The following is a 25616-nucleotide window of genomic DNA, read 5'->3' on the forward strand; positions in this document are numbered from 1 at the left end:
GCCGCCTCATGCGGTCGTTGCTCATTCGGGACGCGACCGTTTACGCGCAATCTGGCGGCACAAAAAAAGACAGACAGGGCGCTCTAGGCGCTGCCCTGTCTGTCTCATCATTGAATCGATTTCAATTCAACTCGCTGCGATCTTCATCGCAACGCAGCGCTACATCGCAGAACTCAACTCACTCGCCAATCCAGCCTTCCAGCATGTCGGCAAATTCATCGGCATGCTCTTCTTCCTGGGCCAGGATGCTTTCGAGAATGCGCTTGGTGGTGGTGTCCTTGTCGCCGATGAAGTCGATCATCTCCCGGTAGCTATCGATGGCGATGCGTTCGGCGATGAGATTTTCCTTGACCATGTCGCGCAGGTCGGTGCCTTCCTTGTATTCGGCATGCGAGCGCTTGGTCAGGGTGTCCGGATTGAGATCCGGTTCGCCGCCCAGCTGCACGATGCGCTCGGCCAGCTTGTGCGCGTGCTCTTGCTCCTGTTGCGCATGCTCCAGGAACTCGCCCTTCACTGCGTCGGCAAGCATGCCCTTGGCCATGAAATAGTGGCGGTAGTAGCGCAAGGTGCACACGTATTCGGTGGCAAGCGCGGTATTGAGCAATTCGATCACCTTCTCGCGATCGGCGTGGTAGCTCTCGGTGATGGCGCCGTCTTCGATGCTCTGGCGCGCGCGGGCGCGCAAGGTGGCAGTGTCGGTGATACCGGCGGGAGTTTTGGTGGCTGGCTGATCAGACATGGCTGGCCGTTTTCCTTCTGAGTGATGGGAGAAAGGGGTCTCAATCCGGCAGATGCTGCAGCACGTAATCGGCTGCAGAGACTTTGAATTCGCCGGGTTCTTCAACAAACAACGCCTTGACCACGGCGTCGTCTGCATACAGCGCGTAGCGGCGTGAGCGCAGGCCCATGCCCGAGCCGCTGGCGTCGATTTCAAGGCCCAGGGCGCGCGCCAGTTCGGCGTTGCCGTCGGGTAACAGGTGCAGGCCGTCGGGAATCAGCTGGCTGCGTCCCCAGGCCTGCATCACGAACGGGTCGTTGACCGCGGTGCACAACACCTCGATACCGCGCTTGCGGAATTGCTCGAAGTGTTCCACGTAGCCCGGCAGGTGCTTGGCCGAACAGGTGGGGGTAAAGGCCCCCGGTACCGCAAACAGCAGCACCTTGCGGCCTGCGAACAGGCTGTGGGTGTCGATAGCCTCGATGCCATCGCGCAGGCGCTTGAGCACGACTTCGGGAATGCGGTCACCAACGTGGATGGTCATGCGGCTAGCTCCTGTGGCTGAACGGATTCTAGAAAGGGGTAGGGGAAAAGCGCGTCAACGCGCTTGAAATCCGTGCGGCCACGCCTATCTGACGCACATGGCCGGCGCAACCGCGCACCGCGTAGTCGCCGGCCCCGTCATCAACCTGTTTGGAGGCTTTCAATGAACATCGTTCGTTATCCCCAATTTCCCACCCACGCGCTGCAGAACGAGATCAAGCATGTGTTCGATCGCTTCTTCGAGCAGAACGGTGACACCGACGAATCGGCCGTGGTGACCGCGCAGTGGGTGCCGCGCGTCGACATCAAGGAAGAGCCCAATCACTTCGTGCTGTACGCCGATTTGCCGGGCATCGACCCGAGCCAGATCGAGGTGCAGATGGACAAGGGCATCCTGTCGATCAAGGGCGAGCGCAAGAGCGAATCCAGCACCGAAACCGAGCGCTTTTCGCGCATTGAGCGCCGTCACGGCAGCTTCCATCGCCGCTTCGCGCTGCCAGACAGCGCCGATGCCGATGGCATCACGGCTGCGGGCCATAACGGCGTGCTGGAAATCCGCATTCCCAAGCGCCCGGCCGCCACGCCGCGCCGTATCCAGGTGGGCAACGGTCAGAGCACCAGCGGCAGCACGGTGCAGTAAGCGTAAGGAACGTCGCGGCGGCGCGCTGTGCAGGCGCGCGGTGTCCGCTGGGCCGGCCTGTACTGTGCGTGCAGGCTGGCCAGGCGCCCGGCAGTTTCGCATGGCACCTCATGCCATGCCGGAACTGGCCGTCGCGCGACGCTGGACCTGGAGCGAGGCCGCAGCTTCGCTCTCCGGCGACAGTCGCGCCGTAGAATAGGCGCGGTTGCCCGCCCGGCTGCGAATAGATTGGCCAACAGCTCCATGGCGTGACCGCTTGTGGACGCGGCTGGTATGCGAACCCGGCACGTACGTCCGTACGGTGCAGGGTTGCGTGCCTGCCGCGCCGCACTCGCGCTGTCCGCCGCAGCGCTGGCCGTTCGGACTGGCTCGTGGCCTCGGCTGCGGGCCGTTTTTTTTCCAGAGGTGATTAGATGGAATTCAAGGATTACTACGCAACGCTCGGCGTGGAGCCCAGTGCAGGCGATGCGGAAATCAAGACCGCCTACCGCCGGCTCGCGCGCAAATATCACCCCGACGTCAGCAAGGAAGCCGGCGCCGAAGACAAGTTCAAGGCGATCAACGAAGCCTACGAAGCGCTGCGCGACCCGGCCAAGCGCAAGGCCTACGACCAGTTGAAGGCGCAGGGATTCCGGCCGGGCGACGAGTTCCAGGCCCCGCCCAATTACGGTGGCGGGCAGGGCTTCGATTTCGAAGAGGTGTTCGGCAACGGCGGCGCCGGTGGCGGCTTCAGCGATTTCTTCGAAAGCCTGTTCGCCGGCCAGCGCGGTGGCCGTCCGCGCGGCCCGGGCGCCGGGCCCGGTGCAGGTGCAGGTGCCGGCCCGCAGGCGCGCGGCGACACCCGCGCCAAGCTTGCGGTGCCGCTGGAAGCGGTGCATTCGGGCGACAGCGTGCGCATCACCATCAATGGCAAGCAACTGGACGTGCGGGTGCCCAAGGGCGTGCAGCCCGGCCAGGTGATCCGCCTGAGCGGGCAGGGCAACGGCGGCGGCAACCTGTTGCTGGAGATCGAATACGCGGCGCATCCGCATTTCGAAGTGGACGGGCGCAACATCCTGTACACCTTGCAGGTCATGCCCTGGCAGGCGGCGCTGGGCACCACCATCAGCGTGCCCACCTTGGGCGGCTCGGTCGAATTGAAGGTGCCGGCCGACTCCGATGCCGGGCGCAAGCTGCGCCTGCGCGGCCGCGGCCTGCCGGGCACCACCCCGGGCGACCAGATCGTGGAACTGGAAATCCTCGCCCCGGCCCCGACCGACGACGCGCAGAAGAAGGCATACCGCAATCTGGCCAAGGCATTCGGCGAGACCGTGGGCTGAGCCGGTCGACGCGGGCTAGATCAGCTGTGCGCGCACGAGGGATGAGGAAGGCTAGGGTCGCCCAGCGATGCGGCCGTTGATGTCGCCCGACAGCGTCGAGTCTTGGCCGCACCCTCAGCCGGCCCCGGAGAGGGGAGCCAGCCCTCTCCCTTGGGCGAGGGGGGGCGGGGATTCGGTTGCTCCGCAACGTGATCATCAACTCGATCTGCCCCCGCGCATCGGGATCCCGCCCCATCCAGCGCCACGCGCCCCTTTCCCTGCCCCCGAAAGGGGAGTAGGCGGGGCAGCGAATCAACGCGGTGGCTCGGTAAGCCCTGTATTGAATCCAGCCTGTGCTACTGGACGTAATGGCTCCAGCGGCTCGCAAAAACAGCGCCTCGCTCCATCACCTCTGGCCTCGCTCGCAAACCTCGAACCAGCACACAACTCACCTGGCCCAGCTATCGAAAGCGCGGCCGGCGCACTACACTCGCCGCGCACACTAGGGGAAACACATGGCACGTATTTTGATCGTCGACGACTCGCCGTCGCAGCTGCTGGGGATTCAGCGCATCGTCGAGAAGCTGGGCCACGAAACCATCACCGCCACCGATGGGGCCGCCGGCGTGGAAGCGGCCAAGGAATCGCTGCCGGATCTGGTGCTGATGGACGTGGTGATGCCCAACCTCAACGGGTTCCAGGCCACGCGCACGCTCAAGCGCGAGCCCACCACCCAGCATATTCCGGTCATCCTGGTCACCACCAAGGATCAGGACACCGACCGCATGTGGGGCATGCGCCAGGGGGCCCGCGCCTACATCACCAAGCCGTTCTCCGAAGACGAACTGCTGGAAGTGATGGAGCGCGTGTTCAACCAGAAAGACGAGCCGCCGAAAGCGTAAGTGCACCGGCCAGCCGTGATCGCAGTCGGATTTCGGCAACGCAAAGGTGGGATTAGCGGGAGACGGGCCAACCCTCTCCTGCGCACTGGGGAGCCGGTGTGAGTCGGCAGCCCGGCGATGCGCAACTCGACCTCGTCGTGCACCATCGCTTGGCAACTGGACCCCTCAGCCTGCGCCGAGCTCCATCTTTTGCCAACGGGCCAGGGGAGATCAGTTGGGGTGAGGCGGTGCAGCCGTCATTGCCTGGGACAAGGTGTGGTTGAAAGAATGGGTGCCAAGGACGCAATCGCCGCTTGGCCCGCACGCGTGCGACGTCCCTCCCATCACCATCCGTGCCCGGATCCCTGCCAGCAGGCATGCGCCCGGTAAATGGTCTTCAGCCGCCCAAGACCAATCAGGTACCCGGCTGCATCCAATGGACGCGCACGCAGCGCTCGGCAGGCGCACCCGGTGCCCGGCGCCGCCACGTGCAACCTTGTCTCCAGGTCTTCAGCGCAAAGGCCCCTGCCGGTCGGCCGCTGCGTGTGTCCCCAGTCAGCCCGATCCGCCCCGCCGGCTAAACCAACAATGCATCGCACCGGGCCTTTCAAAACGGTGGGTCTGCCCCATCTAGTAGAATCGGCGAATCAAACAACATGGCGGCACTGCGGGACTGGCCCGCACAGCCCCTCGATCATGGAGCGTGCATGGCCTGGAACACACCCGGCAACAAGGGCGGAGACGGCCCGGATCCCAACCGTCGCAGGTCCTGGGGCCCGCGCGGTGGTGGCAACGGTGGCGGTTGGGGCAATCTGCCCGCTCCGTTGAAGGAGCTGTTCGATGGCGGCGTGGGGCGCTGGATCCTGGTCGCGGTGGTGCTGATGGTGCTGTTCTCCAGCTTCCAGCTCATCGGCGAGCAGCAGCGTGGCGTGGTGCTGCGCTTCGGCCAGTTCTCGCGCATCCTGCAGCCCGGCCCGAACTTCAAGCTGCCCTGGCCGATCGAGTCGGTGCGCAAGGTCAATGCCACCGAGATCAAGACCTTCAGCAACCAGGTGCCGGTGCTGACGCGCGACGAGAACATCGTCAACGTCTCGCTCAACGTGCAGTACCAGATCAGCGACCCGCGCAAATACCTGTTCGGTTCGCGCAACGCCGATCTGGTGCTGGAGCAGGCCGCGCAAAGTGCCGTGCGCGAGCAGGTGGGGCGTTCGGACCTCAATACCGTGCTCAACAATCGCGGCCCGCTGGCGATCGCGTCCAAGGACCGTCTGCAGGCGGCGCTGGATGCCTATAACACCGGCCTGGCCGTCACTGGCGTGACCCTGCCCGACGCCCGTCCGCCGGAAGAAGTGAAGCCGGCCTTCGATGAGGTCAACGGTGCCCAGCAGGTGCGCGAGCGCCTGATCAACGAAGCCCAGGCGTATGCCGCCAAGGTGGTGCCGGAAGCGCGCGGCCAGGGTGCGCGCACCCGTACCGGCGCCGAGGGCTACAAGCAGGCCACCATTTCCAAGGCCGAGGGCGACGCCGATCGCTTCACGCTGTTGCAGGCGCAGTACGCCGGCGCGCCGGAAGTCACCCGCAAGCGTCTGTGGCTGGAAACCGTGCAGAAGGTGCTGTCGGAGAACCGCAAGGTCATCGGTAGCGATGGCCGCCAGGTCATCTACGTGCCGCTACCGGCCGACGCCAGCAAGCCGGCCACGACCGGTGGCAATGCCGGCATGCCGTCGATGGTGCCCCAGGACGTGCTGTTGAATCCGCCGCAAAGCGCCAGTAGCGAGGCCATCCGCAACCCGGAGCGCGGCCCGCGCCCGACCGGCCGTGAGGGAACCGAATAATGAAGAATTCGCTAGTCATCGGCCTGATCATCGCCGTCTTGCTGACCCTGATGGGCTCGGTATTCGTTGTGCGCGAAGACCAGACCGCCATGGTGCTCAACCTGGGCCGTGTCGTGCGTGCCGACCTCAAGCCCGGCCTGCACTTCAAAATTCCGGTGGTGGAATCGGTGCGCGTGTTCGACCGCCGCTTTCAGGTACTGGACACCGCGCCGGCGCGTTACTTCACTGCCGAGCAGAAAGACGTGAGCGTGGACTTCTTCGCCATCGGCTACATCTCCGATGTGCGGGCGTTCTATCGTGCGACCGGTGGCGAGGAATCGGTGGCCAACTCGCGCCTGGCCCCGATCATCACCGATTCGCTGCGCAACCAGATCAACTCGCGCACCCTGCAACAGCTGGTTTCCGGCGACCGCAGCGAACTGATCGCCAACCAGCTCAAGGGCATCAATGGCGCCATCAAGGGCTTAGGCATGCAGATCACCGACCTGCGCATCAAGCAGATCGACCTGCCGACCGACAGCCAGGTGATCACCGACGTCTACGAGCGCATGCGCGCCCAGCGCAAGCAGGAAGCCAGCAAGCTGCGCGCCGAAGGCGAAGAGCAGGCCCTGACCATCCGCGCGCAAGCCGATCGCGAGTCCACCGTGATCGTGGCCGACGCCGAGCGCGACGCGCAGAAGCTGCGTGGTGAAGGCGATGCCGAAGCGGCCCGCATCTACGGCCAGGCCGGTTCCAAGGACCCGTCGTTCTATGCGTTCTACCGCAGCCTGGAGGCTTACCGCAGCTCCATGGCAGACGGCAACGGCGTGGTGGTGCTGGACAAGAACGACCCGTTCCTGCAGTACCTCAAGAGCGACCGTTGATCGCTCTGTCTTGAAACATCGCTCTGCCTTGAACCAAGAACGCCCGCGTCATGCGGGCGTTCTTGTATGTGCCTGTCACCGCAGGGCAGACAGACGCGCGCGCCCCATCGTAGGAGCGCACCTGGGCGCGACGGGCCTCACCGGTCGACCCCGCTGACGGCCTCTGACAGTCAGTCGCCACATGGATTCCTAGCGCAGAACACGGCAACCGCCGATATCCCGCGTGGTCCAAGGCCATCAGCATTGCGGTATGGCCAATATCGACTCTCCCGGGCATCGCGCGCTGCGCCGCGGTAGGCAGTCTTCGCCCAACAGCGCTTACCTGCTGACTACCGCGACATGGCAGCGTCGCGCCGTGTTCGCAGATTTTCTGATTGCGGCAACCGCCTGTCGAGCATTCACCAAAGCGACGCCTTGCGATGCCAGGCTGCTGGCCTGGGTGTTGATGCCTGATCATGTCCATTGGTTGTTGCAACTTGGGAGCGACACCGCATTGAGCGACGCGGTTTCACGCATGAAAGCTTGCTCAGCCCGCGCAGTGAATGCGCAGCGTCAGTCTCGTGCACCGGTCTGGAGCCGCAGCTATCACGACCATGCATTGCGCACGGACGATGATCTGCCCGCTGCGGCGCGCTACATCATTGCCAATCCGCGACGGGCCGGGCTGGTGACGCGGGCCGGGGACTATCCGTTCTGGGACGCAGTCTGGCTGTGAGACACATCTGCCGTAGGAGCGCACCTGGGCGCGATGGCTTCACCGGTAATGCCTGTCGCGCCCGGGTGCGCTCCTACGGGGTGGTTTTATCGGGGTGGTGGTTAGGGCTGCCCGTCGTGGATCGGGCGATGGCCGCTTTGGGCGGTCTGCAGGTTTGCCAAGGCTCGCTACGTTGCCGTCCCTACGACCCAATCGGGATTGTCGCTACGGTGACCCGGCAGGCTAGGGGCCTTAGGGACCCTGGTGGCCGGCAGCGCTCGGAGCACCACGCAACCGACTGCCAGCCGCAATCTGACCCGCCCCCCGATCCGCCGTCCGCCAGGGGTAGTGCAGGCCAGCGGAAACCCGGATAATGCACAAAAGCCGGCCGGGCACGCTCCAACCAGAGCACTCGGTTCGGCTTTTTCCGTGTCAGGGCTATCGCGCCGCTGCAACGCTCCCCGATGGAGCCGCGCGCAGGGTGTCGCGGCCAGCCCTGCAGCGGTCCCATCCCGCGGCCCCGATGGCCGCAGCAAAACTTAGGAGTTCACCCGTCATGGGTCAGTCAGTTGTCGTGCTCGGTGCCCAGTGGGGCGATGAAGGCAAAGGCAAGATCGTCGATCTGCTCACCGAGGAAATCGGTGCGGTGGTCCGCTTCCAGGGCGGCCACAACGCCGGCCACACGCTTGTCATCAACGGCAAGAAGACCGTCTTGCATCTGATTCCGTCCGGCATCCTGCGCGACGACGCGCTGTGCCTGATCGGCAATGGCGTGGTGATCTCCCCGGCTGCCTTGATCAAGGAAATCAGCGAGCTGGAAGACGCCGGCGTGGAAGTGCGTTCGCGCCTGAAGATCTCTCCGGCTGCGCCGTTGATCATGCCCTACCACATCGCCCTGGATCAGGCGCGCGAGAAGGCGGCCGGCGGCAAGGCCATCGGGACCACCGGTCGCGGCATCGGCCCGGCGTACGAAGACAAGGTGGCGCGTCGCGGCATCCGCATCGCCGACCTGCATTACCCGCCGCAGCTGGAAGAGCTGCTGCGCACCGCGCTGGATTACCACAACTTCGTGCTGACCAAGTACTTGGGCGTGGAAGCGGTCGATTTCCAGAAGACCTACGACGAGGCGCTGGCCTTCGGCGAGTACGTGCAGCCGATGAAGTCGGACGTGGCCGGCATCCTGCACGACCTGCGCAAGCAGGGTAAGCGCGTGCTGTTCGAGGGCGCGCAGGGTGCGTTGCTGGACATCGACCACGGCACCTATCCGTACGTCACCAGCTCCAACACCACCGTGGGCGGCGCACTGGCCGGTACCGGCGTTGGCGCCGATGCGATCGACTACGTACTCGGCATTGCCAAGGCGTATGCCACGCGCGTCGGCGGCGGCCCGTTCCCGACCGAACTGGACGATGAAGTGGGCCAGGGCATCCGCGACCGCGGTGCCGAATACGGCGCCTCCACCGGTCGCCCGCGTCGTTGCGGCTGGATGGATATCGTGGCGCTCAAGCGTGCCGTGGCCATCAACGGCATTTCCGGCCTGTGCATCACCAAGCTCGACGTGCTCGACGGCATGGAGAAGCTGAAGATCTGCATCGCCTACGAATATCACGGCAAGCGCACCGAGTACGCGCCGCTGGACGCGCAGGGCTGGGAAGAGTGCACCCCCGTGTACCTGGAGTTCCCGGGCTGGAGCGAGAACACCCACGGCATCACCGTGTGGGATGACCTGCCGCCGGCCGCCCGCGCCTACCTGCGCGCGCTGGAGGAACTGGCCGGCTGCCCCATCTCGATCGTTTCCACCGGCCCGGACCGCGACCACACCATGGTGCTGCAGGACCCGTTCGCCTGATCGGCTGATGCGTGATCGAACCGACGAAAGCCCTGCGAAAGCGGGGCTTTTGTTTGCGCAATGCCATTGCGCTGCCTGGCCACGCGCCCGGCACCTGTCTGACGGCCGCTGATGAGGTGTTGCTGGCCGCCCCCGCCTGATCGATGCGGGGCGGGTTCAGCATGGCCGTGTAGCATGCTCGCGCCAGCCGGGATTGCCTTGCCCTGGTTTGATGCATGCGTGCCCTGTCGTTGCCGTGGCTTCTCTTTGACGTGTGTGTCTTCGCCTCTGTCAGGCAGGCGCATGACTTTCGGCCGTGTGTGGTCTTGCGGGCCGGCGCCATGATGCTGGCCGCTGTACGACTTCGTTTACTTCATTACTCTTTTAGGAATGTCATGCGCCAGATCCTGGTGACTGCTATTGCGCTGGCCCTGGCCAGCACCTGCGCCGTTGCGCCGGCTCACGCTGCTGTGGCTGCACCGGAGGTGGTCAGCGCATCGGCCGCGCAGGTCACCAGCCAGTTGCCGCGCACGGCCAAGCCCACCCACTACGCGGTGGAGATCACCCCGCATGCCGACAAGATGACCTTCGACGGCAAGGTGGCCATCGACATCGTGGTGCTACAAGCCACCGACCGCATCGTGTTGCAGGCGGCCAACCTCAGCTTCGCGCGCAGTACGTTGGCGCAGCGCAAGGGGGGCAAGCCGCAGATGGCCAAGGTCAGCACCGATGAGCAGGCGCAGACCGCCACCTTCGCCTTCGACAAACCGCTGGCACCGGGCAACTACGTGTTGTCCATCGACTACAGCGGTGTGATCAATACCCAGGCCAACGGCCTGTTCGCACTGGATTACGCCACCCCGCAAGGCCAGCGCCGCGCGTTGTTCACCCAGTTCGAAAACTCCGATGCGCGCCGCTTCATCCCCTCGTGGGACGAGCCTGATTTCAAGGCCACCTTCGACCTGGCAGTCAATGCGCCGGCCGCGCAGATGGCGGTGAGCAACATGCCGGTTGCCTCGTCCAGCAATGCTGCTGGCGGCATGAAGCGCGTGGCGTTCCAGACCACGCCCAAGATGTCCACGTACCTGTTGTTCCTGAGCGTCGGCGACTTCGAGCGGGCGACGCGCAAGGCCGACAACGGCACCGAGATCGGCGTGATCGCGCAGAAGGGCAAGGTGGGCCAGGCGCAGTTCGCACTGGATTCCGGGCGCGACGTGCTGCATGAATACAACGCCTATTTCGGCATTCCATATCCGTTGCCGAAGCTGGACAACATCGCCGCACCCGGGCAAAGCCAGTTCTTCAGCGCGATGGAAAACTGGGGGGCGATCTTCACCTTCGAGTACTCGCTGCTGCTCGACCCGGCCACGTCCAACATCAACGACAAGCAGGACGTTTTCACCGTTGCCGCGCACGAGATTGCGCACCAGTGGTTCGGCAACCTGGTGACCATGGCGTGGTGGGACGACCTGTGGCTCAACGAAGGGTTCGCCAACTGGATGGAGGCGCGCACCACGCACAAGCTGCACCCGGAGTGGGATATCGACAACACCGGCGCAGCCTTCAAAAGCCGCGCGGCGATGCAGCGCGATGCGTATGTCACCACCCATCCGGTGGTGCAGCACGTCGCCACGGTGGAGCAGGCCAGCCAGGCATTCGACCAGATCACCTACGACAAGGGCGAAGCGGTGATCGCCATGCTCGAAGACTATGTGGGCGCGGACAACTGGCGCAGCGGCGTGCGCAGCTATCTCAAGCAGCACCAGTACGGCAACGCCGTCACCGATGCGCTGTGGCAGCAGATCGATGCAGTGGCACCGGGCAAGCAGTTCACCCAGGTGGCGCACGACTTCACGCTGCAGCCGGGCGTGCCGTTGATTCAGGTCAGCGCCAGCTGCACGGCCGGCACCTCGACCGTGCAGCTGAAACAAGGCGAATACACTGTCGACCGCCCCGACAAACAGCCATTGCGCTGGCATGTGCCCGTCACGGTGCGCGGCGCCAGAGGCACGCCGGTGCGCGTATTGGTGGATGGCAGCGCGCAGGTGCAGTTACCCGGCTGCGATACGCCTGTCGTGGTCAATGCCGGGCAGAAGGGCTACTTCCGCACGCTGTATGCACCGGCGCAATTCACCGCGCTCACCAAGGGATTCGACGCCTTGCCGGTGGTCGATCAGTTGGGTGTGCTGATGGATACCGCTGCGCTGGCACCGGTGGGGCTGCAGCCCGAAGCGGACCTGCTTGAGCTTACCGCCAAGGTGCCGGTCGGTGGCTCGCCGGATCTGTGGAAAGTGGTGTCCGAAACGTATTCCAACATCGATCGCCTGTTCGCGGGCGACCTCAAGGCGCAGGCCAGCTGGCGGCGCTTCGCGCGTGCGCGGCTTGCTCCCGAGTTCGCCACGCTCGGCTGGGACGAGCGCAAGGACGACAGTGCACAGACCAAGCAGCTGCGTGCCAGCCTGCTCAACAGCCTGAGCGCGCTGGACGATGCACAGGTGATTGCCGAAGCGCAGCGTCGTTTCGCTGCGTTCCAGGCCGACCCGGGCACGTTGTCGCCGGAGTTGCGTAGCACGGTGCTGCGCATCGTCGCCCGCCACGCCGACTCCGCCACCTGGGACGCATTGCATGCCATGGCGAAGAAGGAAACCTCCTCGATGCTGCGCGACCAGTCCTACGCGTTGCTCGCCTACGCCAAGGACCCGGCGTTGGCGCAGCGCGCCCTTGAACTTGCGCTCACCGCCGAGCCCGGCGCCACCACTGGCGCCAGCATGATCGGCGATGTCGCCAGCGAGCACCCGGAGCTGGCATTCGACTTCGCCTTGGCGCATCGCACCCAGGTGGACACGTTGATCGACTCCACCTCGCGCGCCCGCTATTACCCGCACCTGGCTGCAGGCTCGAACAAGCTGGAGACCATCGACAAGATCAAGGCGTATGCCGACACCTACCTGGCCCCCACCTCACGCCGCGATGCCGAAACCGCCATCAGCACAATCCAGACGCGCGTGACGTTGCGCGAGCGGCGTGTGCCGCAGATTGCAGCCTGGTTGAAAAAGCGCAAAGTCTGACGCGTTGCGTGAAGCAACAAAAAGCCCGGTAGTTTCCGGGCTTTTTGTTTGGTGCAGTGGCCACCAGTGCAGATGAAGCGGATTGGCCAGCAACAGTAGCGCAGGGATCCGGCGGGTGTGCACCGCTTGCGGGGTGACTGCCGATTTCGGTGTCTAGCGATTCCGCGCGGTGCTGCGTGCTGCATCTTTGTGAGCTGCGCCTGGCTCCGGCGCGCTGGCCGACCGGCTGCGGTTGGCTGCGTGCATCACGCCATGCGCATCGACATATTCTCGCGAACCCGATTGTCCATGTCTTGCTGCTGGCTCTGCGCCAGCGCCTGCTGCCGCTGCACGCTGGCGGTTTCCAGTTGTTGCAGCGACTGCTCAACCGGTGTGCGCACCGCCACATCGGTGGGCATGGCAGCACGCAAGTGGGCAGGGTTAAGCACCGACCGGATGACATCATGCGCATTGGTCAATCCATTGCTGGGTTCGTCGCGAACGATAGGCAACGCAGGGTCAACAGGGTATGCAAGCTCAAGCCAGCGATTGCATGTGCAATATGGCGCAAGACATGCGAAGACGATCCATCACGGCCAACAGCATCATGCGTGTGGATCACGATGCTGGCGATGCAACAGCAGCTCGCCCTGCACGTCGACGGAGGGCGCTTGCCGCCATCCGTTGCGCTACATGTCGAGCTGCAGTGGCATCAATCCAAGCGACGACGTGTCACGCCCCGAACGCACCATCGATGGTATGCATCGCGCCGGTCACAAAGCTCGCTTCCGGGCCCGCCAGCCAGGCCACCATGCCGGCCACTTCGTCGGCGCGGCCGTGGCGTTTGATCGCCATGAAGCTGTGCATCAGGTCTTTCATCGGCCCGTTTTCCGGGTTGGCATCGGTATCGATCGGGCCCGGTTGCACCACGTTGATGGTGATGCCACGCGGCCCGAAGTCGCGGGCCAGCCCGCGCGCCAGCCCTTGCAGCGCGGATTTGCTCAGCGCGTAGGACGCCATGCCGGGCAGCGGCATGCGGTCGCCGTTGACCGAGCCGATCACGATGATGCGCCCGCCGGGCGGCATCTGCCGAGCGGCCTCCACGGAGGCGTGGTAGGGCGCGTGCACGTTGATGCGGAACAGCCGGTCCACCGCGTCCGGATCCTGGTCCAGCGCATCGCCGAACAAGGCGATGCCGGAGTTGACTACCAGCACATCCAGCGGCCCACCGCGGCGCACCGTGTCGATGACCGCATCGCGATCGGCGCTGTCGGCCAGCACCGCGGTGCTGCCGGTTTCGCCGGCCAGGCGCTGCGCCGCCTCGGCGGAGCCGGCGTAGGTAAACGCCACTCGCGCGCCGTCGGCCACGAAGCGCCGCACGATGGCGGCCCCAATTCCCCGGCTGCCGCCGAGCACCAACACCGACTTGTTCTTGAACGCTGACATGCACCCACCTCGCTATTAATGTAGCGGGTAATACATAATAGATCTCGTCTGCCGTCAAGAGTTTTGTAACAATGACTACAGAAATCTCCCGGTCGCGCGGCCGGCCGCGGGCGTTCGACCCGGATCAAGCGATCGCCACCGCGCAGCAGCTGTTCCATGCGCGTGGCTACGACGCACTGAGCGTGGCCGACCTCACCGCGGCGCTGGGCATCAACCCGCCCAGTTTCTACGCCGCCTTCGGCAGCAAGGCCGGCCTGTATGCGCGCATCCTCGACCGCTACGCGCAGACCGGCGCTATTCCGCTGCCGCAGATTCTGGACGCCAACCGTCCGCTGGCCGACGCCCTGGCCGACCTACTGGAGCAGGCCGCCCGCTGCTACGCCGCAGACCCCGCCGCCACCGGCTGCCTGGTGCTGGAAGGCACGCGCAGCAACGACGCGCAGGCGCGCGAGGCGGCCTGCACCTTTCATGTCGCAGCCCAGGAGTTGATCCGCTCCCACATCGCCAAGCAGTGCCCGCACGAGGCAGACCGGCTGGCGGATTTCGTCAGCACCACCATGGCCGGGTTGTCGGCCAGCGCCCGGCATGGGCAGAGCCTGGAGCGTCTGCTGGCGAGTGCGCGGTTGGCGGGGGAGGGGATTCGGGTGGCGCTGCGGGGAATTGGGTGAGCATGTCTGGCTTTCGCCGTTGAGCGGTAGGCCCTCGTTTGGTCAGAGCGCTTAGCGAAGATCGCTTGCAAAAACAGCTGGTCCGCCGGATATTCCATATTTCGGAATATGGAATAAGGTGGGCTTGGCTGTGGAACTGAAGCCCCAGGATCTGGTGGTGCTGTACAAGCAGGTCGCGCAAGCGGGCCAGGTCTGGACGTATGCATCGCTTGGAGAAGCGCTGGGCATGAGCGCCTCCCAGGTGCATCGCAGCGTCAAGCGCGCGGTGGCATCCGGCTTGGCGCTGGAAAAAAGTCGCGGCGAGTGGGAGACGGTGCGCACGGCGCTGCACGAGTTTGCTGTCCACGGCGTGCGTTACGCCTTTCCTGCCGTCATCGGGCCGCTAAGGCGTGGCATTCCTACGGCCTTCGGCGTGCCCCCACTTTCCATTGCCATTTCCAGCTCCCCAGGGGATGCACCGGTATGGCCAAGCGCGCAGGGCACGGCCAAAGGCCCGAGCTTGTCGCCGTTGTCGGCAGGTGCGCCCAACGCTGCGCTGGCCGACCCTGCCTTGCACCAACTGCTGGCGCTGCAGGACGCCCTACGCAGCGGGCGTGCCCGCGAGCGCACGCTGGCAGGGAGCTATCTCAAACAATTGCTGAGGCTTGGCGATGCGCTCTGACGATCCTAATTTGCCGCACCTGCTTGTGATTGCGAATGCATTGGGCGAGCTTTGCGAACACGTAGTCTTCCTCGGCGGAGCAGTTGTTGGCCTGCTGGTATCCGATCCATTGGCGGAAAACGTCCGCGCCACCTATGACGTCGATGCGGTGGTCAATCTTGATTGGGCCCGATTCCGCGGTATCGAGGCGCGCGTGGAATCTCAGGGATTTGCGCGCGAGATGCGCAGCGGTGTCGTCTGCCGCTGGGTACACCAAGCGTCGGGCGTCATCTTCGACCTGATGCCAGTGGATGCCGGCGTGCTTGGCTTCTCCAACCGCTGGTACGCCCATGCTGTAGAGACGGCCCAAGTGGTGGCCTTGAGCGATCGCCTGTCCATCCGTTTGGTGACAGCGACAGCATTCGTGGCGACCAAGCTCGAAGCCTTCGCTACCCGAGGCAACAGCGACTTTCTTTCCAGTCACGACCTGGAGGACGTCCTCAATGTCGTCGATGGCCGGGCCGAGCTGGTGGAAGAGCTTGCAGTGGAGCATGCAGACCTTCGACAGTGGGTTGCCGACGTGTTTGTGGGGCTAGTGGATAACCCGGCGTTTGTGAACGCGTTGCCGGGATTGGTCGCCGAACCGGAGCGCGCAGGCGTCGTGCTTCAGCGCCTACGTACCATTGCATCAGCGTAGCTGCGACATCGTCGGCTTAGGTCTGCAAAGAGAACCTTGAAGCACCGGCGCTCGCTTGCGATGATGCATCGCAATTGCAACGCACTGGGCCTGCCATGAAATCCGCATCTCTTCCATCGCTCCGGGTAGATCCCGCGCTGCGCGAAGCGGCCGAAGCCGTGCTGCAGGAGGGAGAGACGCTTTCCAGCTTTGTCGAGCACTCCGTGCGCGCCCAGGTGCAGCAGCGTCAGCAGCAGGAAGCCTTCATTGCGCGCGGGCTGGCCTCGCGTGACAGCGCCAAGGCGTCCAACCGGTACACCGACGCGAAGGATGTGCTTGCCGGGCTGCAGTCCCAACTTGACAAGGCGCGCAAGGGCTAAACCAAGGTGGGATTTTCCGTCCGCTTCACTCAGCAAGCGCGCGACGATCTCGCGAGTCTTTACGACTGGCTGCTACAGCGTGCCGAAGGCGACTTCACCGTGGCCGAGCGCGCGCTGCAGGCCATCCGCGACGGCGTCACCGTGCTTGAGCTGGCCCCGTTGAGCTGCCGCAAGGCGGGGGTGGCGGACCCGTTCTTGCGCGAGCTGGTGATCGGCTTCGGTGCCAGCGGTTATGGACTGCTGTTTGAGGTGGAAAGCGATCAGGTCGTCACCGTTTTGGCAGTCAGGCATCAGCGTGAAGACGACTATCAATAGCGCGGCCCTAGTGCTTGCATTGCGCCGCGCGAAAGAGCGAGAGAAAACTGCCGCACCGCTGATTTATCGCCATCAATGAGCCTGATCACGTTCTTCATGTCACCCTTTTCACCAAACATTTCCCGGCCTTTGCAAGCCGGCTATGCTCCCGCGGCTTCGTCCAAGCTGTTCCACAGCGGACTTGGGCACATAACGTTGCAACAGAAGAATTCCTAGACCTCATGCCCATCAAGAAATCCGATCTCTACTCTAAGCTCTGGGCCTCGTGCGATGAGCTGCGCGGCGGCATGGACGCCAGCCAGTACAAGGACTATGTGCTGGTGATGCTGTTCATCAAGTACATCAGCGACAAGTATGCCGGCCAGCCGTTCGCGCCTATCCAGATTCCCAAAGGCGCCAGCTTTGCCGACATGGTGGCGCTCAAGGGCAAGAGCGATATCGGCGACCAGATCAACAAGAAGATCATCCGCCCGCTGGAAGACGCCAACCGGCTACGCATCAAGGCCGACTTTGACGATTCGTCCCTGCTCGGTGCAGGCAAGGAAAAGGTCGAGAAGCTCGGCAACCTCATCGGCATCTTCGAGTCCCGGGACCTGGATTTCAGCCGCCACCGTGCAGATGGCGACGATATCCTGGGTGATGCCTACGAATATCTGATGCGCCACTTCGCCACCGAAAGTGGCAAGAGCAAGGGGCAGTTCTACACCCCTGCCGAAGTTAGCCGGGTCATGGCCCAGGTGCTGGGCATCGCCAAGGCCAAGACCAGCCCCAACACCACTGTGTACGACCCGACCTGTGGATCAGGTTCGCTGCTGTTGAAGGTGGCCGAGGCCGCGCCCACCCAGGTCAGCGTCTATGGTCAGGAGAAGGACGAAGTCACCAGCGGCCTGGCCCGCATGAACATGATCCTGCACCACAACCCGGGCGCGGTGATCGAGCAGGGCAACACTCTGGCCGATCCCAAATTCCTGCAGGGCGATGCGCTGAAGACCTTCGACTACGTGGTCGCCAACCCGCCGTTCTCCGACAAACGCTGGAGTACTGGCGTCATCGGCGATTCCTATCAGCGTTTCGAAGGCTTCGGCACTCCACCGGCCAAGCAGGGCGACTATGCGTATCTGCTGCACATCATTCGCTCGCTCAAGCGCACTGGCCGCGGCGCCTGCATCCTGCCGCACGGTGTGTTGTTCCGCGGCAACGCCGAGGCTGAGATCCGTCGCAATCTGGTGCGGCGCGGCCTGATCCAGGCCATCATCGGCCTGCCGGCCAATCTGTTCTATGGCACCGGCATCCCGGCCTGCATCATCGTCATCGACAAGGCCGGTGCTGCGGCGCGCAAGGGCATCTTCATGATCGATGCCGCGCGCGGCTTCATCAAGGATGGCCCTAAGAACCGCCTGCGCGAACGCGACATCCACCGCATCGTCGATGCCTTCACCACGTTTTCCGACAGCAACCCGCGCTATGCGCGCATGGTGGGCCTGGAAGAGATTGAGAAGAACGACTTTAATCTCAACCTGCCGCGCTACATCGATAGCAGCACGCCAGAAGATCAGCAGGATATCGATGCCCATCTCAACGGCGGCATCCCCGAGGCGGATCTGCATGCACTTGGCCATTACTGGGCGGTATGCCCGCAACTGCAGGCCGCCTTGTTCCGCCCACGCCGGCCGGGCTACCTGGACCTAACCGTGGCGCCAGCGGCCATCAAGCCCATCATCTACCAGCATCCGCAGTTCCAGGCCTACATCCAGGCCATGAACGTCCACTTCGAGGCGTGGCGGACGCCGGCTGCGGAGCGGCTTAAGGCGCTGGTGCCGGGCTTCCGCCCCAAGGAACTGATCCACGAGCTGGCCGAAGGTCTGCTGGCCCACTATCAGCACCAGCCCGCCGCGCAGCCGCTAATCGATCCCTATGCGGTGTATCAGCATCTGCTGGACTATTGGGCGACCACGCTGCAGGACGACGCTTACCTGATTGCAGAAGATGGCTGGAAGGCGCAGCCCTACCGCGTGCTGGAAACCAAGAAGAACAAGGACGGCACGCCGGGCAAGACCGTGGACAAAGGCTGGGCCTGCGATCTGGTGCCCAAGGCGCTGCTGGTACAACACCACTTTGCCGCCGAGCAGGCGGAGCTGGATCGGCTGGCTGTTGAGTTGGAAAGTGCCCAGGCTGCGCAAGCAGAGTTGGAAGAAGAGCACAGCGGCGAAGATGCGGTGTTCAGTGGTTTCGACAAGATCAACGACAAAGAAGTGAAGTCGCGCATCAAGGAAATAGCAAAGGATGCCGATGCGGCTGATGAGCTGGCGGTGCTGAAGCAGTGGCTGGCCTTGTCTGAGAAAACCAGTGCATTGAAGAAGCGTATCGCTTCGCTGAAAGCCGAATTGGATGCCAAAGCCTTGGCGCGTTATCCCACGCTGACGCCCGACGAGGTGAAATCCCTGGTGGTGGACCACAAGTGGCTGGCCACACTGAACATGGCCGTGCATCGCGAACTTGAACGTGTCAGTCAAGCATTGACTGGACGAGTGAAGGAGCTAGCTGAGCGCTATGGGCGAACAATGCCTGAGCTTGCTCAACAGGTGGATGATCTGGAAGTGCGGGTGGCCGGGCATCTAGCGAAGATGGGGTTCGCATGAGTAGAGAAAAGCCCGAGTCCGTATCCGATGTTGGCACGTGGGTGCAGGTGTCACTCTCAGCTCTGTATGAGTTCAAGAACGGCGTAAATGCAGATCGGCGAGCCTACGGGCAAGGCATTCCTTTTATCAATGTACTTGAGCCCATAACTTTTTCACATCTGCAAGGCCATGAGATATCTGGGCGGGTAGATCTGCCCGATGCCGCAGTCGCTGCATACGAGGTGCGAAAGGGTGACCTGGTCTTCAATCGAACGTCGGAAATTGGTGACGAGGTAGGGCTTGCTGCAGCTTATCTCGGCATCGAGCGTATTGTGTTCGGCGGATTCGTCATTCGAGCTCGACCAATCTCAACGCTTATTGACGCGAATTTCGCCGCATATGCGCTGCGGGCGTCAGATGTGCGGGGCCAGATCATTGCGATGGGTCAGGGTGCGGTACGCGCCAATATTGGGCAGGAGAATCTTCGTCGTGTTGAGCTGAAGCTCCCGCCATTGCCTGAACAGCTGGCGATAGCAACGGCGCTAACTGACATGGACGCTCTGATCGAATCTATGGAGCAACTGCTGACCAAGAAGCGCCAGATCAAGCAAGGCGCCATGCAAGAGCTGCTCACCGGCAAGCGGCGGTTGCCGGGCTTTGTCTGTCCTTGGGAAAAGTCAAAATTAAGCTGCATGGGTGTGTTCTTGAAGGGGGCTGGTGTCAAGCGCGATGAAGCTCTCAGTGGCGATCTTCCGTGTATTCGCTACGGTGAAATCTATACCACGCATTCAGATCATGTCCGAAGCTTCACTTCGTGGATTTCGCCTTCTGTCGCAGCATCCGCGACGTTGATTCGCCAAGGCGATCTGCTGTTTGCAGGATCTGGCGAAACCAAAGAAGAGATTGGTAAGTGCGTTGCATTTCTTGATGAGATGCCCGCATACGCAGGTGGCGACATCTTGATTCTTCGCCCGACGATAGTGGTTGACTCAATGTTTCTGGGCTATCTCCTGAACGTGCCGGCAGTGGTGCGCCAGAAAGCAAGCAAAGGCCAGGGTGATGCAGTAGTGCACATCAACGCTAAAGCTCTCGGGGACATCGAGGTGAAATTGCCGGAGGCGCAAGAGCAAGCAGCAATCGCCGAAGTTCTTTATGACATGGATGCCGAGCTGGCTACTCTCGAAGCCCGCCTCACCAAAGCCCGTGCCCTCAAGCAATCCATGGCCCAGGCCTTGCTAACCGGCCGCATCCGCCTGGTGGAGCCTGCCGCATGATCCAACCGTCCAGACAGTACTACCGGGTGATGCTGGGCCGCCAGAGCGCGTATGCCGCCGAGTGCCTAAAAGGCGGATTCATCGGCGCGGACTTCGGTATCGCGAAGGATCTCGACGGCCATTTGCCCGAGCAGTGGCGGCTCTTCAATGCTGAGTTCATCCCGGTGTTTCTGGCTGGCCACCCCGACAAGAGCAGGATTGCCGCCGGCCTGGCCTGCGGTGCGCTGTGGACGGTGGCCAAGGGCATCCGGCCTGGCGACGTGGTGCTGTGCCCGGACGGCACTGGCGTGTATCACGTGGGCATCGTGGCGGGCGAGTACCGCTACGCGCCCGGGCAGGTGCTGCCGCACCGCCGCCAGGTGGACTGGTTGCCCATGACCATTGCGCGCGCGGCCATGAGCGAAGCGCTGCGCAATTCCACCGGGTCCATCGGTACGGTGAGCACCATCACCGATCACCACCAGGAGATCGAGCAGTTTCTGGCGGTGCTGCCGGGCCAGGCCACGCCCATGATCGTGGCCACCGACCCGGTGGTGGAAGATCCGGTGGCCTTTGCCATGGAAAAGCACCTGGAAGATTTCCTCGTGAAGCACTGGGCGCAGACCGAGCTGGCCAAGACCTTCAAGATCTACGAGGAAGATGGCGAGCTGGTCGGCCAGCAATACGCCACAGATGCAGGCCCCATCGACATCCTGGCGGTCAGCAAGGATGGCCAGCGTTTGCTGGTGGTGGAACTCAAGCGCGGCCGGGCGTCGGACGTGGTGGTGGGGCAGATCCTGCGCTACATGGGTTATGTGAAAGAGCAGATCGCTGAGCCGCATCAAGCCGTGGAAGGGGTGATCATTGCGCTGGACGACGACCAGAAACTGCGCTGGGCGCTGGCGGCGGTGCCCAGCATTGGTTTTTACCGCTATCAACTCAGTTTCAAGCTGATCCGGCAGTGATGGCAGCCCGTGCGCGGACGTTGCACAATGGCCCTACGCCGTATCAGAGGAGTAGCACCATGCGTCGTACCAAGCCTCTCAGCGAAGCCTCCATGCAGACCGCAGAGTCCCATATCCCCGCGTTGGCCGCCCAGGCGGGCCGGGAGGCGCATGCGCGTGCCCTACGCCAGGGCGGGCGGGTGGTGATGAAGTCTGCCGCCGGGTGGTTGATCGAACGCCATGTCAGCGGGAAGGACGTGGAAATCAAACGCTTGCCCAAGAGCACACCGGTGTCGGCCGGCGCAGTACTCAGGCGGGGCGGAAAGCCGGCGTCAAAGCCAGCGGCGGAACGCTGATTAGGCGATGGCGCAAGGTGTAGACGACGCCGGCCCCGCCGTTGGTGCTGCCCAGCCCCGCATGCGGGTCTTTGCCGGGCCCAACGGTTCGGGCAAGAGCACCATTCACGAACATTTGCGCCCTGAGTGGATCGGGGTCTACGTCAATGCAGACGACATCGAGCGGCAGCTGCGGCAGACCGGTGCGCTGGATCTGCGGTCGTTCGATCTGCAGTGCCCGCCTGCCGAGTTGCAGGCACGCATGCGCGAACATCTGGCGCACTCTGTTCTGCTGCGCAAAAACGGATTAGAGGGTGTGGCCGAGACGCTGGTGATTGATGCCAGTGGCACGCTGCAGCTTCCGCAACCCAATATCAACTCCTATGTGGCTGCGGTGCTGGCCGACGGACTTCGAAGGCAGTTACTGGAGCAGGGCGCGACCTTTACTTTCGAGACGGTGATGTCCTCGCCGGACAAGATCGATTTCATGCGTCAGGCACAGGCGCGCGGTTACCGCACGTATCTGTACTTTGTCGCCACCGATGACCCGGCCATCAATCTTGCGCGCGTGGCGCAGCGGGTCGCGCAGGGCGGGCACGATGTGCCGGATGACAAGGTGCGTGAACGGTACCGACGCTCCATCGACCTGTTGGATGCTGCCTGCGCCGCCTCCAATCGTGCCTACGTGTTCGACAACTCTGGCGAAGCCCACGAGTTGCTCGCCGAGATCGTGGACGGTGATGAGTTGCACATCCATGCAGACGCGTTGCCGGCCTGGTTTACCACCACTTCGCTTTGGCGGTCGTTCCAGACAGCCGGCCCGTCGGCCACCCCTGATACCTAGATCTTTGCAACACGACACGCCCGCCAAGGAAGCTGCATGAGCGATCGCATCAACAAGTCTGAGCGTGCGACACAGGCGCGTGTGGTCCAACTGTTCACCGAGCAACTAGGTTATCGCTATCTGGGAGATTGGGCCGACCGCGTTGGCAACCATTGCCTGGAAGAAGGACTGCTCAGCGAGCACCTGGACCGGCGTGGCTATAGCCCCGCGCACATCAGCTCTGCGCTCTACAAGCTCCGTACCGAGACACTGTTGCATGGGCGCACGCTTTATGCCGCCAATGCAGCGGTGTACGACCTGCTGCGCTACGGAGTTTCTGTGAAGCTGGCGGCCGGCCAGGTGAACGAAACCGTGCATCTGGTGGACTGGCACACGCCCGAGAACAACGACTTCGCCCTGGCCGAAGAGGTGACCTTGGCAGGCGGGCATGAGCGTCGGCCGGACATCGTGCTCTACCTCAATGGCATTGCCATGGGCGTGCTGGAGCTCAAGAACAGTCGCGTGGGGCTAGGCGAGGGCATTCGCCAGTGCCTGTCCAACCAGCAACCGGAGTTCAACGACTGGTTCTTCAGTACGATCCAACTGGTCATGGCGGGCAACGATTCGGAAGGCCTGCGCTACGGCACCATCGAAACCCAGGAAAAATATTTCCTGGCCTGGAAGGAAGACGAAGCCGATAACACCGGTTATAAACTGGATAAATACCTGGTCAAGCTATGTGGCAAAACGCGTCTGCTGGAGCTGCTGCGCGACTTTGTGCTGTTTGATGGGGGCGTTAAGAAGCTGCCGCGCGTACACCAGTACTTTGGCGTCAAAGCCGCGCAGGCACATGTGCAGCAGCGGCGTGGCGGGGTGATCTGGCATACCCAGGGTGCGGGCAAGAGCATCCTAATGGTTCTGCTTGCGCGCTGGATCCTGGAGAACAATGCTGCCGCGCGTGTGGCCATCATCACTGATCGCGACGAGCTGGATCAGCAGATCGAGCGCGTATTCCAGGATGCAGGCGAGACGATTCACCGCAGCAAAAGCGGGCGCGATCTCATGGCCCAGCTGGCCCAGCCAAACCCCCGGCTGCTGTGCGCGCTGGTACACAAGTTCGGGCGCCGCGACGTGGACGACTTCGAAGCGTTTCTGCGAGATCTGGCGGCGCAGCCGAGCCCGACCCAGGGCGATCTCGTGGTGTTCGTGGACGAGTGTCACCGCACGCAGAGTGGCAAACTGCACCGGTTGATGAAAGCCATGCTGCCCAATGCGGTGTTCATCGGCTTTACCGGCACACCGTTGTTGAAGTCCGATGCGCAGACCAGCCTGGAGGTCTTTGGCGGCTACATCCACACCTACAAGTTTCCCGAAGCCGTGGAGGACGGTGTGGTGCTGGATCTGGTCTACGAGGCCCGCGACATCGACCAGAGGCTAGGCAGCAACGAGCAGATCGACCAATGGTTCGACGCCAAGACCCGCGGGCTGAACGACTGGCAAAAGGACGAGCTGAAGAGCCGATGGGGCACGTTGCAAACCGTGCTCAGTTCGCGTGCCCGCATGGACCGGGTGGTGATGGACATCATCCATGACTTTGCGGTCAAGCCGCGTCTTAACGATGAGCGGGGCAATGCCATCCTGGTCGCCTCCAGCATTTATGAGGCGTGCAAGTATTTCGAGCGCTTCAACAAGACGGTGTTCAGAGGCCGTTGTGCCGTTGTCACCTCCTACAATCCGCAGGCCTCGGATATCAGCAAGGAAGAGACCGGTGCCAATACCGAGAGCGACCGGCAATTCATCTATAACACCTACAACGAGCTATTGAAGGGCGTTGTGGCCGAGTCCGGCAAAACCAAGACCGAAACCTACGAGAAGCAGGTCAAGAACGCCTTCGTCAAGACGCCTGCGAAGATGAAGTTATTGATTGTTGTCGACAAGCTCCTGACAGGCTTCGACGCCCCGCCTTGCACGTATCTCTACATCGATAAGTCGATGCAGGATCATGGCCTGTTCCAGGCAATCTGCCGCACCAACCGGCTGGACGGCGACGACAAGGAATTTGGCTACATCGTCGATTACAAGGATCTGTTCAAGAAGGTCGAAAAGGCAATTGCGGTCTATACCGCAGAGCTTGACCACAGCACTGGAGAGTCTGATCCCCAGATCCTGCTCAAGGATCGGGTGGAGGCGGGCCGTGAACGCCTTGACGATGCACTGGAGGCGCTGGCCCTGCTGTGCGAGCCGGTAGGGCCGCCCAGGGGCGACCTGGAGCATATCCACTATTTTTGCGGAAACACCGAGATTGCCGACGACCTGCGGGCGCGTGAGCACCACCGGGTGGCGCTCTACAAAAGTGTCGTCGCGCTGGTGCGTGCATACGCCAACTTGGCCGACGAGTTGGAAGCGGCTGGTTACACGGCCGCGCAGATCGAGGACATCAAGCGTCAGCAGAAGCACTACCTGGACCTGCGTGAGATCATCCGCAAGGCGGCGGGCGAGTCGCTTGACCTGAAGCCCTTCGAGGCCGACATGCGCCACCTCATCGATACCTATATCGAGGCGCAGGCTCCGCGAAAGATTTCCCCCTTCGATGGTATCGGCTTGCTGGACCTCATCGTCAAGACCGGCATAGCCGATGCCATTGCCGAGCGACTGGGGGAGATGAAGGGCAACAAAGAGTCGATTGCCGAAACAATCGAGAACAATGTCCGCAGCAAGATCCTGAAGGAAGAACTGACCGACCCGGCATTTTTTGCCAAGATGTCGGCTCTGCTGGACGAGATCATTCGCCTCCGCAAGGAAAAGGCGATCGAATATGAAGAGTACTTGGCCCGCATTGCCGAGGTGGCCAAGAAAGTGAATGCCGGCAAGGCCGACGACACGCCCGTGCGACTGAAGACGCTCGGGCAGCAGGCGCTTTACAACAACCTGAAGAATCACGTGGTTGGCAACACCCTGCGGGAGCCGGAGATCCCATATGCAGGCAGGGGCAAGACCCTGGAAACCGCCCTGGCCTTGGATGGTGCAATCAAGGCGCGGCGGCCGGATGGCTGGCGTGGCGTGGTGGCGAAAGAGCAGATGGTTAAGCAGGCCATGTTTGACGTACTCAAGGACATCGACGAGGTCGCTCGGCTGTTCCCCATCGTGGTTGCGCAGAAGGAGTACTGACAG

General features: G+C 63.0%; 23 protein-coding genes. 19 read left to right on the forward strand and 4 right to left on the reverse strand.

Annotated elements, in window-relative coordinates; genetic code table 11:
• Positions 1–178: 178 nt before the first annotated feature.
• Positions 179–739 (reverse strand): ferritin-like domain-containing protein, encoded by a 561-nt coding sequence (locus tag ACCQ16_RS05565; protein ID WP_008571580.1) that lies wholly within the window; start codon positions 737–739, stop codon positions 179–181.
• A gap of 40 nt (positions 740–779) precedes the next feature.
• Complete coding sequence (locus tag ACCQ16_RS05570; protein ID WP_008571578.1) at positions 780–1262, reverse strand: peroxiredoxin; 483 nt, start codon at positions 1260–1262, stop codon at positions 780–782.
• A 162-nt stretch (positions 1263–1424) separates the two neighbouring features.
• On the opposite strand from ACCQ16_RS05570, the gene ACCQ16_RS05575 reads away from it, so the two are divergent.
• From ACCQ16_RS05575 to ACCQ16_RS05610, 8 genes are all read left to right on the forward strand, one after another.
• The gene (locus ACCQ16_RS05575; RefSeq protein WP_008571577.1) at positions 1425–1901 is read left to right on the forward strand and encodes an Hsp20/alpha crystallin family protein; all 477 of its coding nucleotides are present in this window, start codon (positions 1425–1427) and stop codon (positions 1899–1901) included.
• Between the two features lie 413 nt (positions 1902–2314).
• On the forward strand, positions 2315–3220 hold the full coding sequence (locus ACCQ16_RS05580) for a DnaJ C-terminal domain-containing protein (protein ID WP_014089562.1): 906 nt from the start codon (positions 2315–2317) through the stop codon (positions 3218–3220).
• A 494-nt stretch (positions 3221–3714) separates the two neighbouring features.
• Positions 3715–4101 (forward strand): twitching motility response regulator PilH, encoded by a 387-nt coding sequence (pilH, locus tag ACCQ16_RS05585; RefSeq protein WP_008578169.1) that lies wholly within the window; start codon positions 3715–3717, stop codon positions 4099–4101.
• 686 nt (positions 4102–4787) lie between these two features.
• The gene (hflK, locus tag ACCQ16_RS05590) at positions 4788–5915 is read left to right on the forward strand and encodes an FtsH protease activity modulator HflK (protein ID WP_011346658.1); all 1128 of its coding nucleotides are present in this window, start codon (positions 4788–4790) and stop codon (positions 5913–5915) included.
• Positions 5915–6778 carry a protease modulator HflC gene (hflC, locus tag ACCQ16_RS05595; RefSeq protein ID WP_008578171.1) on the forward strand — a complete coding sequence of 288 codons (864 nt, stop codon included), beginning with the start codon at positions 5915–5917 and terminating at the stop codon, positions 6776–6778. The genes hflK and hflC overlap by 1 nt, the downstream gene beginning before the upstream one ends.
• 250 nt (positions 6779–7028) lie before the next feature.
• Positions 7029–7493 (forward strand): REP-associated tyrosine transposase, encoded by a 465-nt coding sequence (locus ACCQ16_RS05600; protein ID WP_011346659.1) that lies wholly within the window; start codon positions 7029–7031, stop codon positions 7491–7493.
• Between the two features lie 535 nt (positions 7494–8028).
• Complete coding sequence (locus ACCQ16_RS05605) at positions 8029–9321, forward strand: adenylosuccinate synthase (RefSeq protein WP_005913957.1); 1293 nt, start codon at positions 8029–8031, stop codon at positions 9319–9321.
• Between the two features lie 374 nt (positions 9322–9695).
• A complete protein-coding gene (locus ACCQ16_RS05610) occupies positions 9696–12368 on the forward strand; it encodes a M1 family metallopeptidase (protein WP_277572809.1) in 2673 nt (890 codons plus the stop codon).
• Between the two features lie 245 nt (positions 12369–12613).
• Here ACCQ16_RS05610 and ACCQ16_RS05615 read toward each other — a convergent pair whose 3' ends face one another.
• Positions 12614–12766 (reverse strand): hypothetical protein, encoded by a 153-nt coding sequence (locus ACCQ16_RS05615; protein ID WP_218499379.1) that lies wholly within the window; start codon positions 12764–12766, stop codon positions 12614–12616.
• Positions 12767–13079: 313 nt separating this feature from the next.
• Positions 13080–13793, reverse strand: a complete 714-nt coding sequence (gene bdcA / locus ACCQ16_RS05620; protein WP_277572810.1) for an SDR family oxidoreductase — start codon at positions 13791–13793, stop codon at positions 13080–13082.
• Between the two features lie 71 nt (positions 13794–13864).
• Here bdcA and ACCQ16_RS05625 point away from each other — a divergent pair, with 71 nt between their 5' ends.
• The 11 genes from ACCQ16_RS05625 (at position 13865) to ACCQ16_RS05675 (ending at position 25613) form a co-directional block, all read left to right on the forward strand.
• The gene (locus ACCQ16_RS05625; protein WP_277572811.1) at positions 13865–14461 is read left to right on the forward strand and encodes a TetR/AcrR family transcriptional regulator; all 597 of its coding nucleotides are present in this window, start codon (positions 13865–13867) and stop codon (positions 14459–14461) included.
• Positions 14462–14591: 130 nt separating this feature from the next.
• Positions 14592–15122: a hypothetical protein gene (locus tag ACCQ16_RS05630; protein WP_011346667.1), complete on the forward strand. Its 531-nt coding sequence runs from the start codon at positions 14592–14594 to the stop codon at positions 15120–15122.
• Positions 15112–15798, forward strand: coding sequence for a hypothetical protein (locus ACCQ16_RS05635; protein ID WP_277572812.1), 687 nt, complete (start codon positions 15112–15114; stop codon positions 15796–15798). Before ACCQ16_RS05630 ends, ACCQ16_RS05635 begins: the two co-directional genes overlap by 11 nt.
• Positions 15799–15893: 95 nt before the next feature.
• On the forward strand, positions 15894–16157 hold the full coding sequence (locus ACCQ16_RS05640; protein WP_057681002.1) for a YlcI/YnfO family protein: 264 nt from the start codon (positions 15894–15896) through the stop codon (positions 16155–16157).
• 6 nt (positions 16158–16163) lie between these two features.
• Positions 16164–16472, forward strand: coding sequence for a type II toxin-antitoxin system RelE/ParE family toxin (locus ACCQ16_RS05645; protein ID WP_277572813.1), 309 nt, complete (start codon positions 16164–16166; stop codon positions 16470–16472).
• A 221-nt stretch (positions 16473–16693) separates the two neighbouring features.
• Positions 16694–19111 carry a type I restriction-modification system subunit M gene (locus ACCQ16_RS05650; RefSeq protein ID WP_372380228.1) on the forward strand — a complete coding sequence of 806 codons (2418 nt, stop codon included), beginning with the start codon at positions 16694–16696 and terminating at the stop codon, positions 19109–19111.
• On the forward strand, positions 19108–20364 hold the full coding sequence (locus tag ACCQ16_RS05655; RefSeq protein WP_136733029.1) for a restriction endonuclease subunit S: 1257 nt from the start codon (positions 19108–19110) through the stop codon (positions 20362–20364). The genes ACCQ16_RS05650 and ACCQ16_RS05655 overlap by 4 nt, the downstream gene beginning before the upstream one ends.
• Positions 20361–21308, forward strand: a complete 948-nt coding sequence (locus ACCQ16_RS05660) for an endonuclease NucS domain-containing protein (RefSeq protein WP_136733028.1) — start codon at positions 20361–20363, stop codon at positions 21306–21308. Before ACCQ16_RS05655 ends, ACCQ16_RS05660 begins: the two co-directional genes overlap by 4 nt.
• A 59-nt stretch (positions 21309–21367) precedes the next feature.
• The gene (locus tag ACCQ16_RS05665; protein ID WP_136733027.1) at positions 21368–21643 is read left to right on the forward strand and encodes a hypothetical protein; all 276 of its coding nucleotides are present in this window, start codon (positions 21368–21370) and stop codon (positions 21641–21643) included.
• Positions 21644–21704: 61 nt separating this feature from the next.
• Entirely contained in the window at positions 21705–22466 is a 762-nt protein-coding gene (locus ACCQ16_RS05670) for an ATPase (protein ID WP_234878371.1), read from the forward strand.
• Positions 22467–22502: 36 nt separating this feature from the next.
• Complete coding sequence (locus tag ACCQ16_RS05675; protein ID WP_136733025.1) at positions 22503–25613, forward strand: type I restriction endonuclease subunit R; 3111 nt, start codon at positions 22503–22505, stop codon at positions 25611–25613.
• Positions 25614–25616 lie beyond the last annotated feature (3 nt).

Origin of the sequence: Xanthomonas sp. NCPPB 1062 (genome assembly GCF_041481705.2) — a bacterium.
Taxonomy (GTDB): Bacteria; Pseudomonadota; Gammaproteobacteria; order Xanthomonadales; family Xanthomonadaceae; genus Xanthomonas; species Xanthomonas euvesicatoria.

Excerpts from the sequence above, each read along its gene's own strand:
- ACCQ16_RS05600 (WP_011346659.1), top strand. The coding sequence starts at position 7,029 with ATGGCCAATATCGACTCTCCCGGGCATCGCGCGCTGCGCCGCGGTAGG.
- ACCQ16_RS05655 (WP_136733029.1), top strand. The coding sequence starts at position 19,108 with ATGAGTAGAGAAAAGCCCGAGTCCGTATCCGATGTTGGCACGTGGGTG.
- ACCQ16_RS05670 (WP_234878371.1), top strand. The coding sequence starts at position 21,705 with ATGCGGGTCTTTGCCGGGCCCAACGGTTCGGGCAAGAGCACCATTCAC.
- ACCQ16_RS05640 (WP_057681002.1), top strand. The coding sequence starts at position 15,894 with ATGAAATCCGCATCTCTTCCATCGCTCCGGGTAGATCCCGCGCTGCGC.
- ACCQ16_RS05650 (WP_372380228.1), top strand. The coding sequence starts at position 16,694 with ATGCCCATCAAGAAATCCGATCTCTACTCTAAGCTCTGGGCCTCGTGC.
- pilH (WP_008578169.1), top strand. The coding sequence starts at position 3,715 with ATGGCACGTATTTTGATCGTCGACGACTCGCCGTCGCAGCTGCTGGGG.
- ACCQ16_RS05615 (WP_218499379.1), bottom strand. The coding sequence starts at position 12,766 with ATGCCCACCGATGTGGCGGTGCGCACACCGGTTGAGCAGTCGCTGCAA.
- ACCQ16_RS05565 (WP_008571580.1), bottom strand. The coding sequence starts at position 739 with ATGTCTGATCAGCCAGCCACCAAAACTCCCGCCGGTATCACCGACACT.
- ACCQ16_RS05675 (WP_136733025.1), top strand. The coding sequence starts at position 22,503 with ATGAGCGATCGCATCAACAAGTCTGAGCGTGCGACACAGGCGCGTGTG.
- ACCQ16_RS05610 (WP_277572809.1), top strand. The coding sequence starts at position 9,696 with ATGCGCCAGATCCTGGTGACTGCTATTGCGCTGGCCCTGGCCAGCACC.
- hflK (WP_011346658.1), top strand. The coding sequence starts at position 4,788 with ATGGCCTGGAACACACCCGGCAACAAGGGCGGAGACGGCCCGGATCCC.
- ACCQ16_RS05605 (WP_005913957.1), top strand. The coding sequence starts at position 8,029 with ATGGGTCAGTCAGTTGTCGTGCTCGGTGCCCAGTGGGGCGATGAAGGC.
- ACCQ16_RS05665 (WP_136733027.1), top strand. The coding sequence starts at position 21,368 with ATGCGTCGTACCAAGCCTCTCAGCGAAGCCTCCATGCAGACCGCAGAG.
- ACCQ16_RS05570 (WP_008571578.1), bottom strand. The coding sequence starts at position 1,262 with ATGACCATCCACGTTGGTGACCGCATTCCCGAAGTCGTGCTCAAGCGC.
- hflC (WP_008578171.1), top strand. The coding sequence starts at position 5,915 with ATGAAGAATTCGCTAGTCATCGGCCTGATCATCGCCGTCTTGCTGACC.
- ACCQ16_RS05625 (WP_277572811.1), top strand. The coding sequence starts at position 13,865 with ATGACTACAGAAATCTCCCGGTCGCGCGGCCGGCCGCGGGCGTTCGAC.
- ACCQ16_RS05575 (WP_008571577.1), top strand. The coding sequence starts at position 1,425 with ATGAACATCGTTCGTTATCCCCAATTTCCCACCCACGCGCTGCAGAAC.
- bdcA (WP_277572810.1), bottom strand. The coding sequence starts at position 13,793 with ATGTCAGCGTTCAAGAACAAGTCGGTGTTGGTGCTCGGCGGCAGCCGG.
- ACCQ16_RS05580 (WP_014089562.1), top strand. The coding sequence starts at position 2,315 with ATGGAATTCAAGGATTACTACGCAACGCTCGGCGTGGAGCCCAGTGCA.
- ACCQ16_RS05660 (WP_136733028.1), top strand. The coding sequence starts at position 20,361 with ATGATCCAACCGTCCAGACAGTACTACCGGGTGATGCTGGGCCGCCAG.
- ACCQ16_RS05635 (WP_277572812.1), top strand. The coding sequence starts at position 15,112 with ATGCGCTCTGACGATCCTAATTTGCCGCACCTGCTTGTGATTGCGAAT.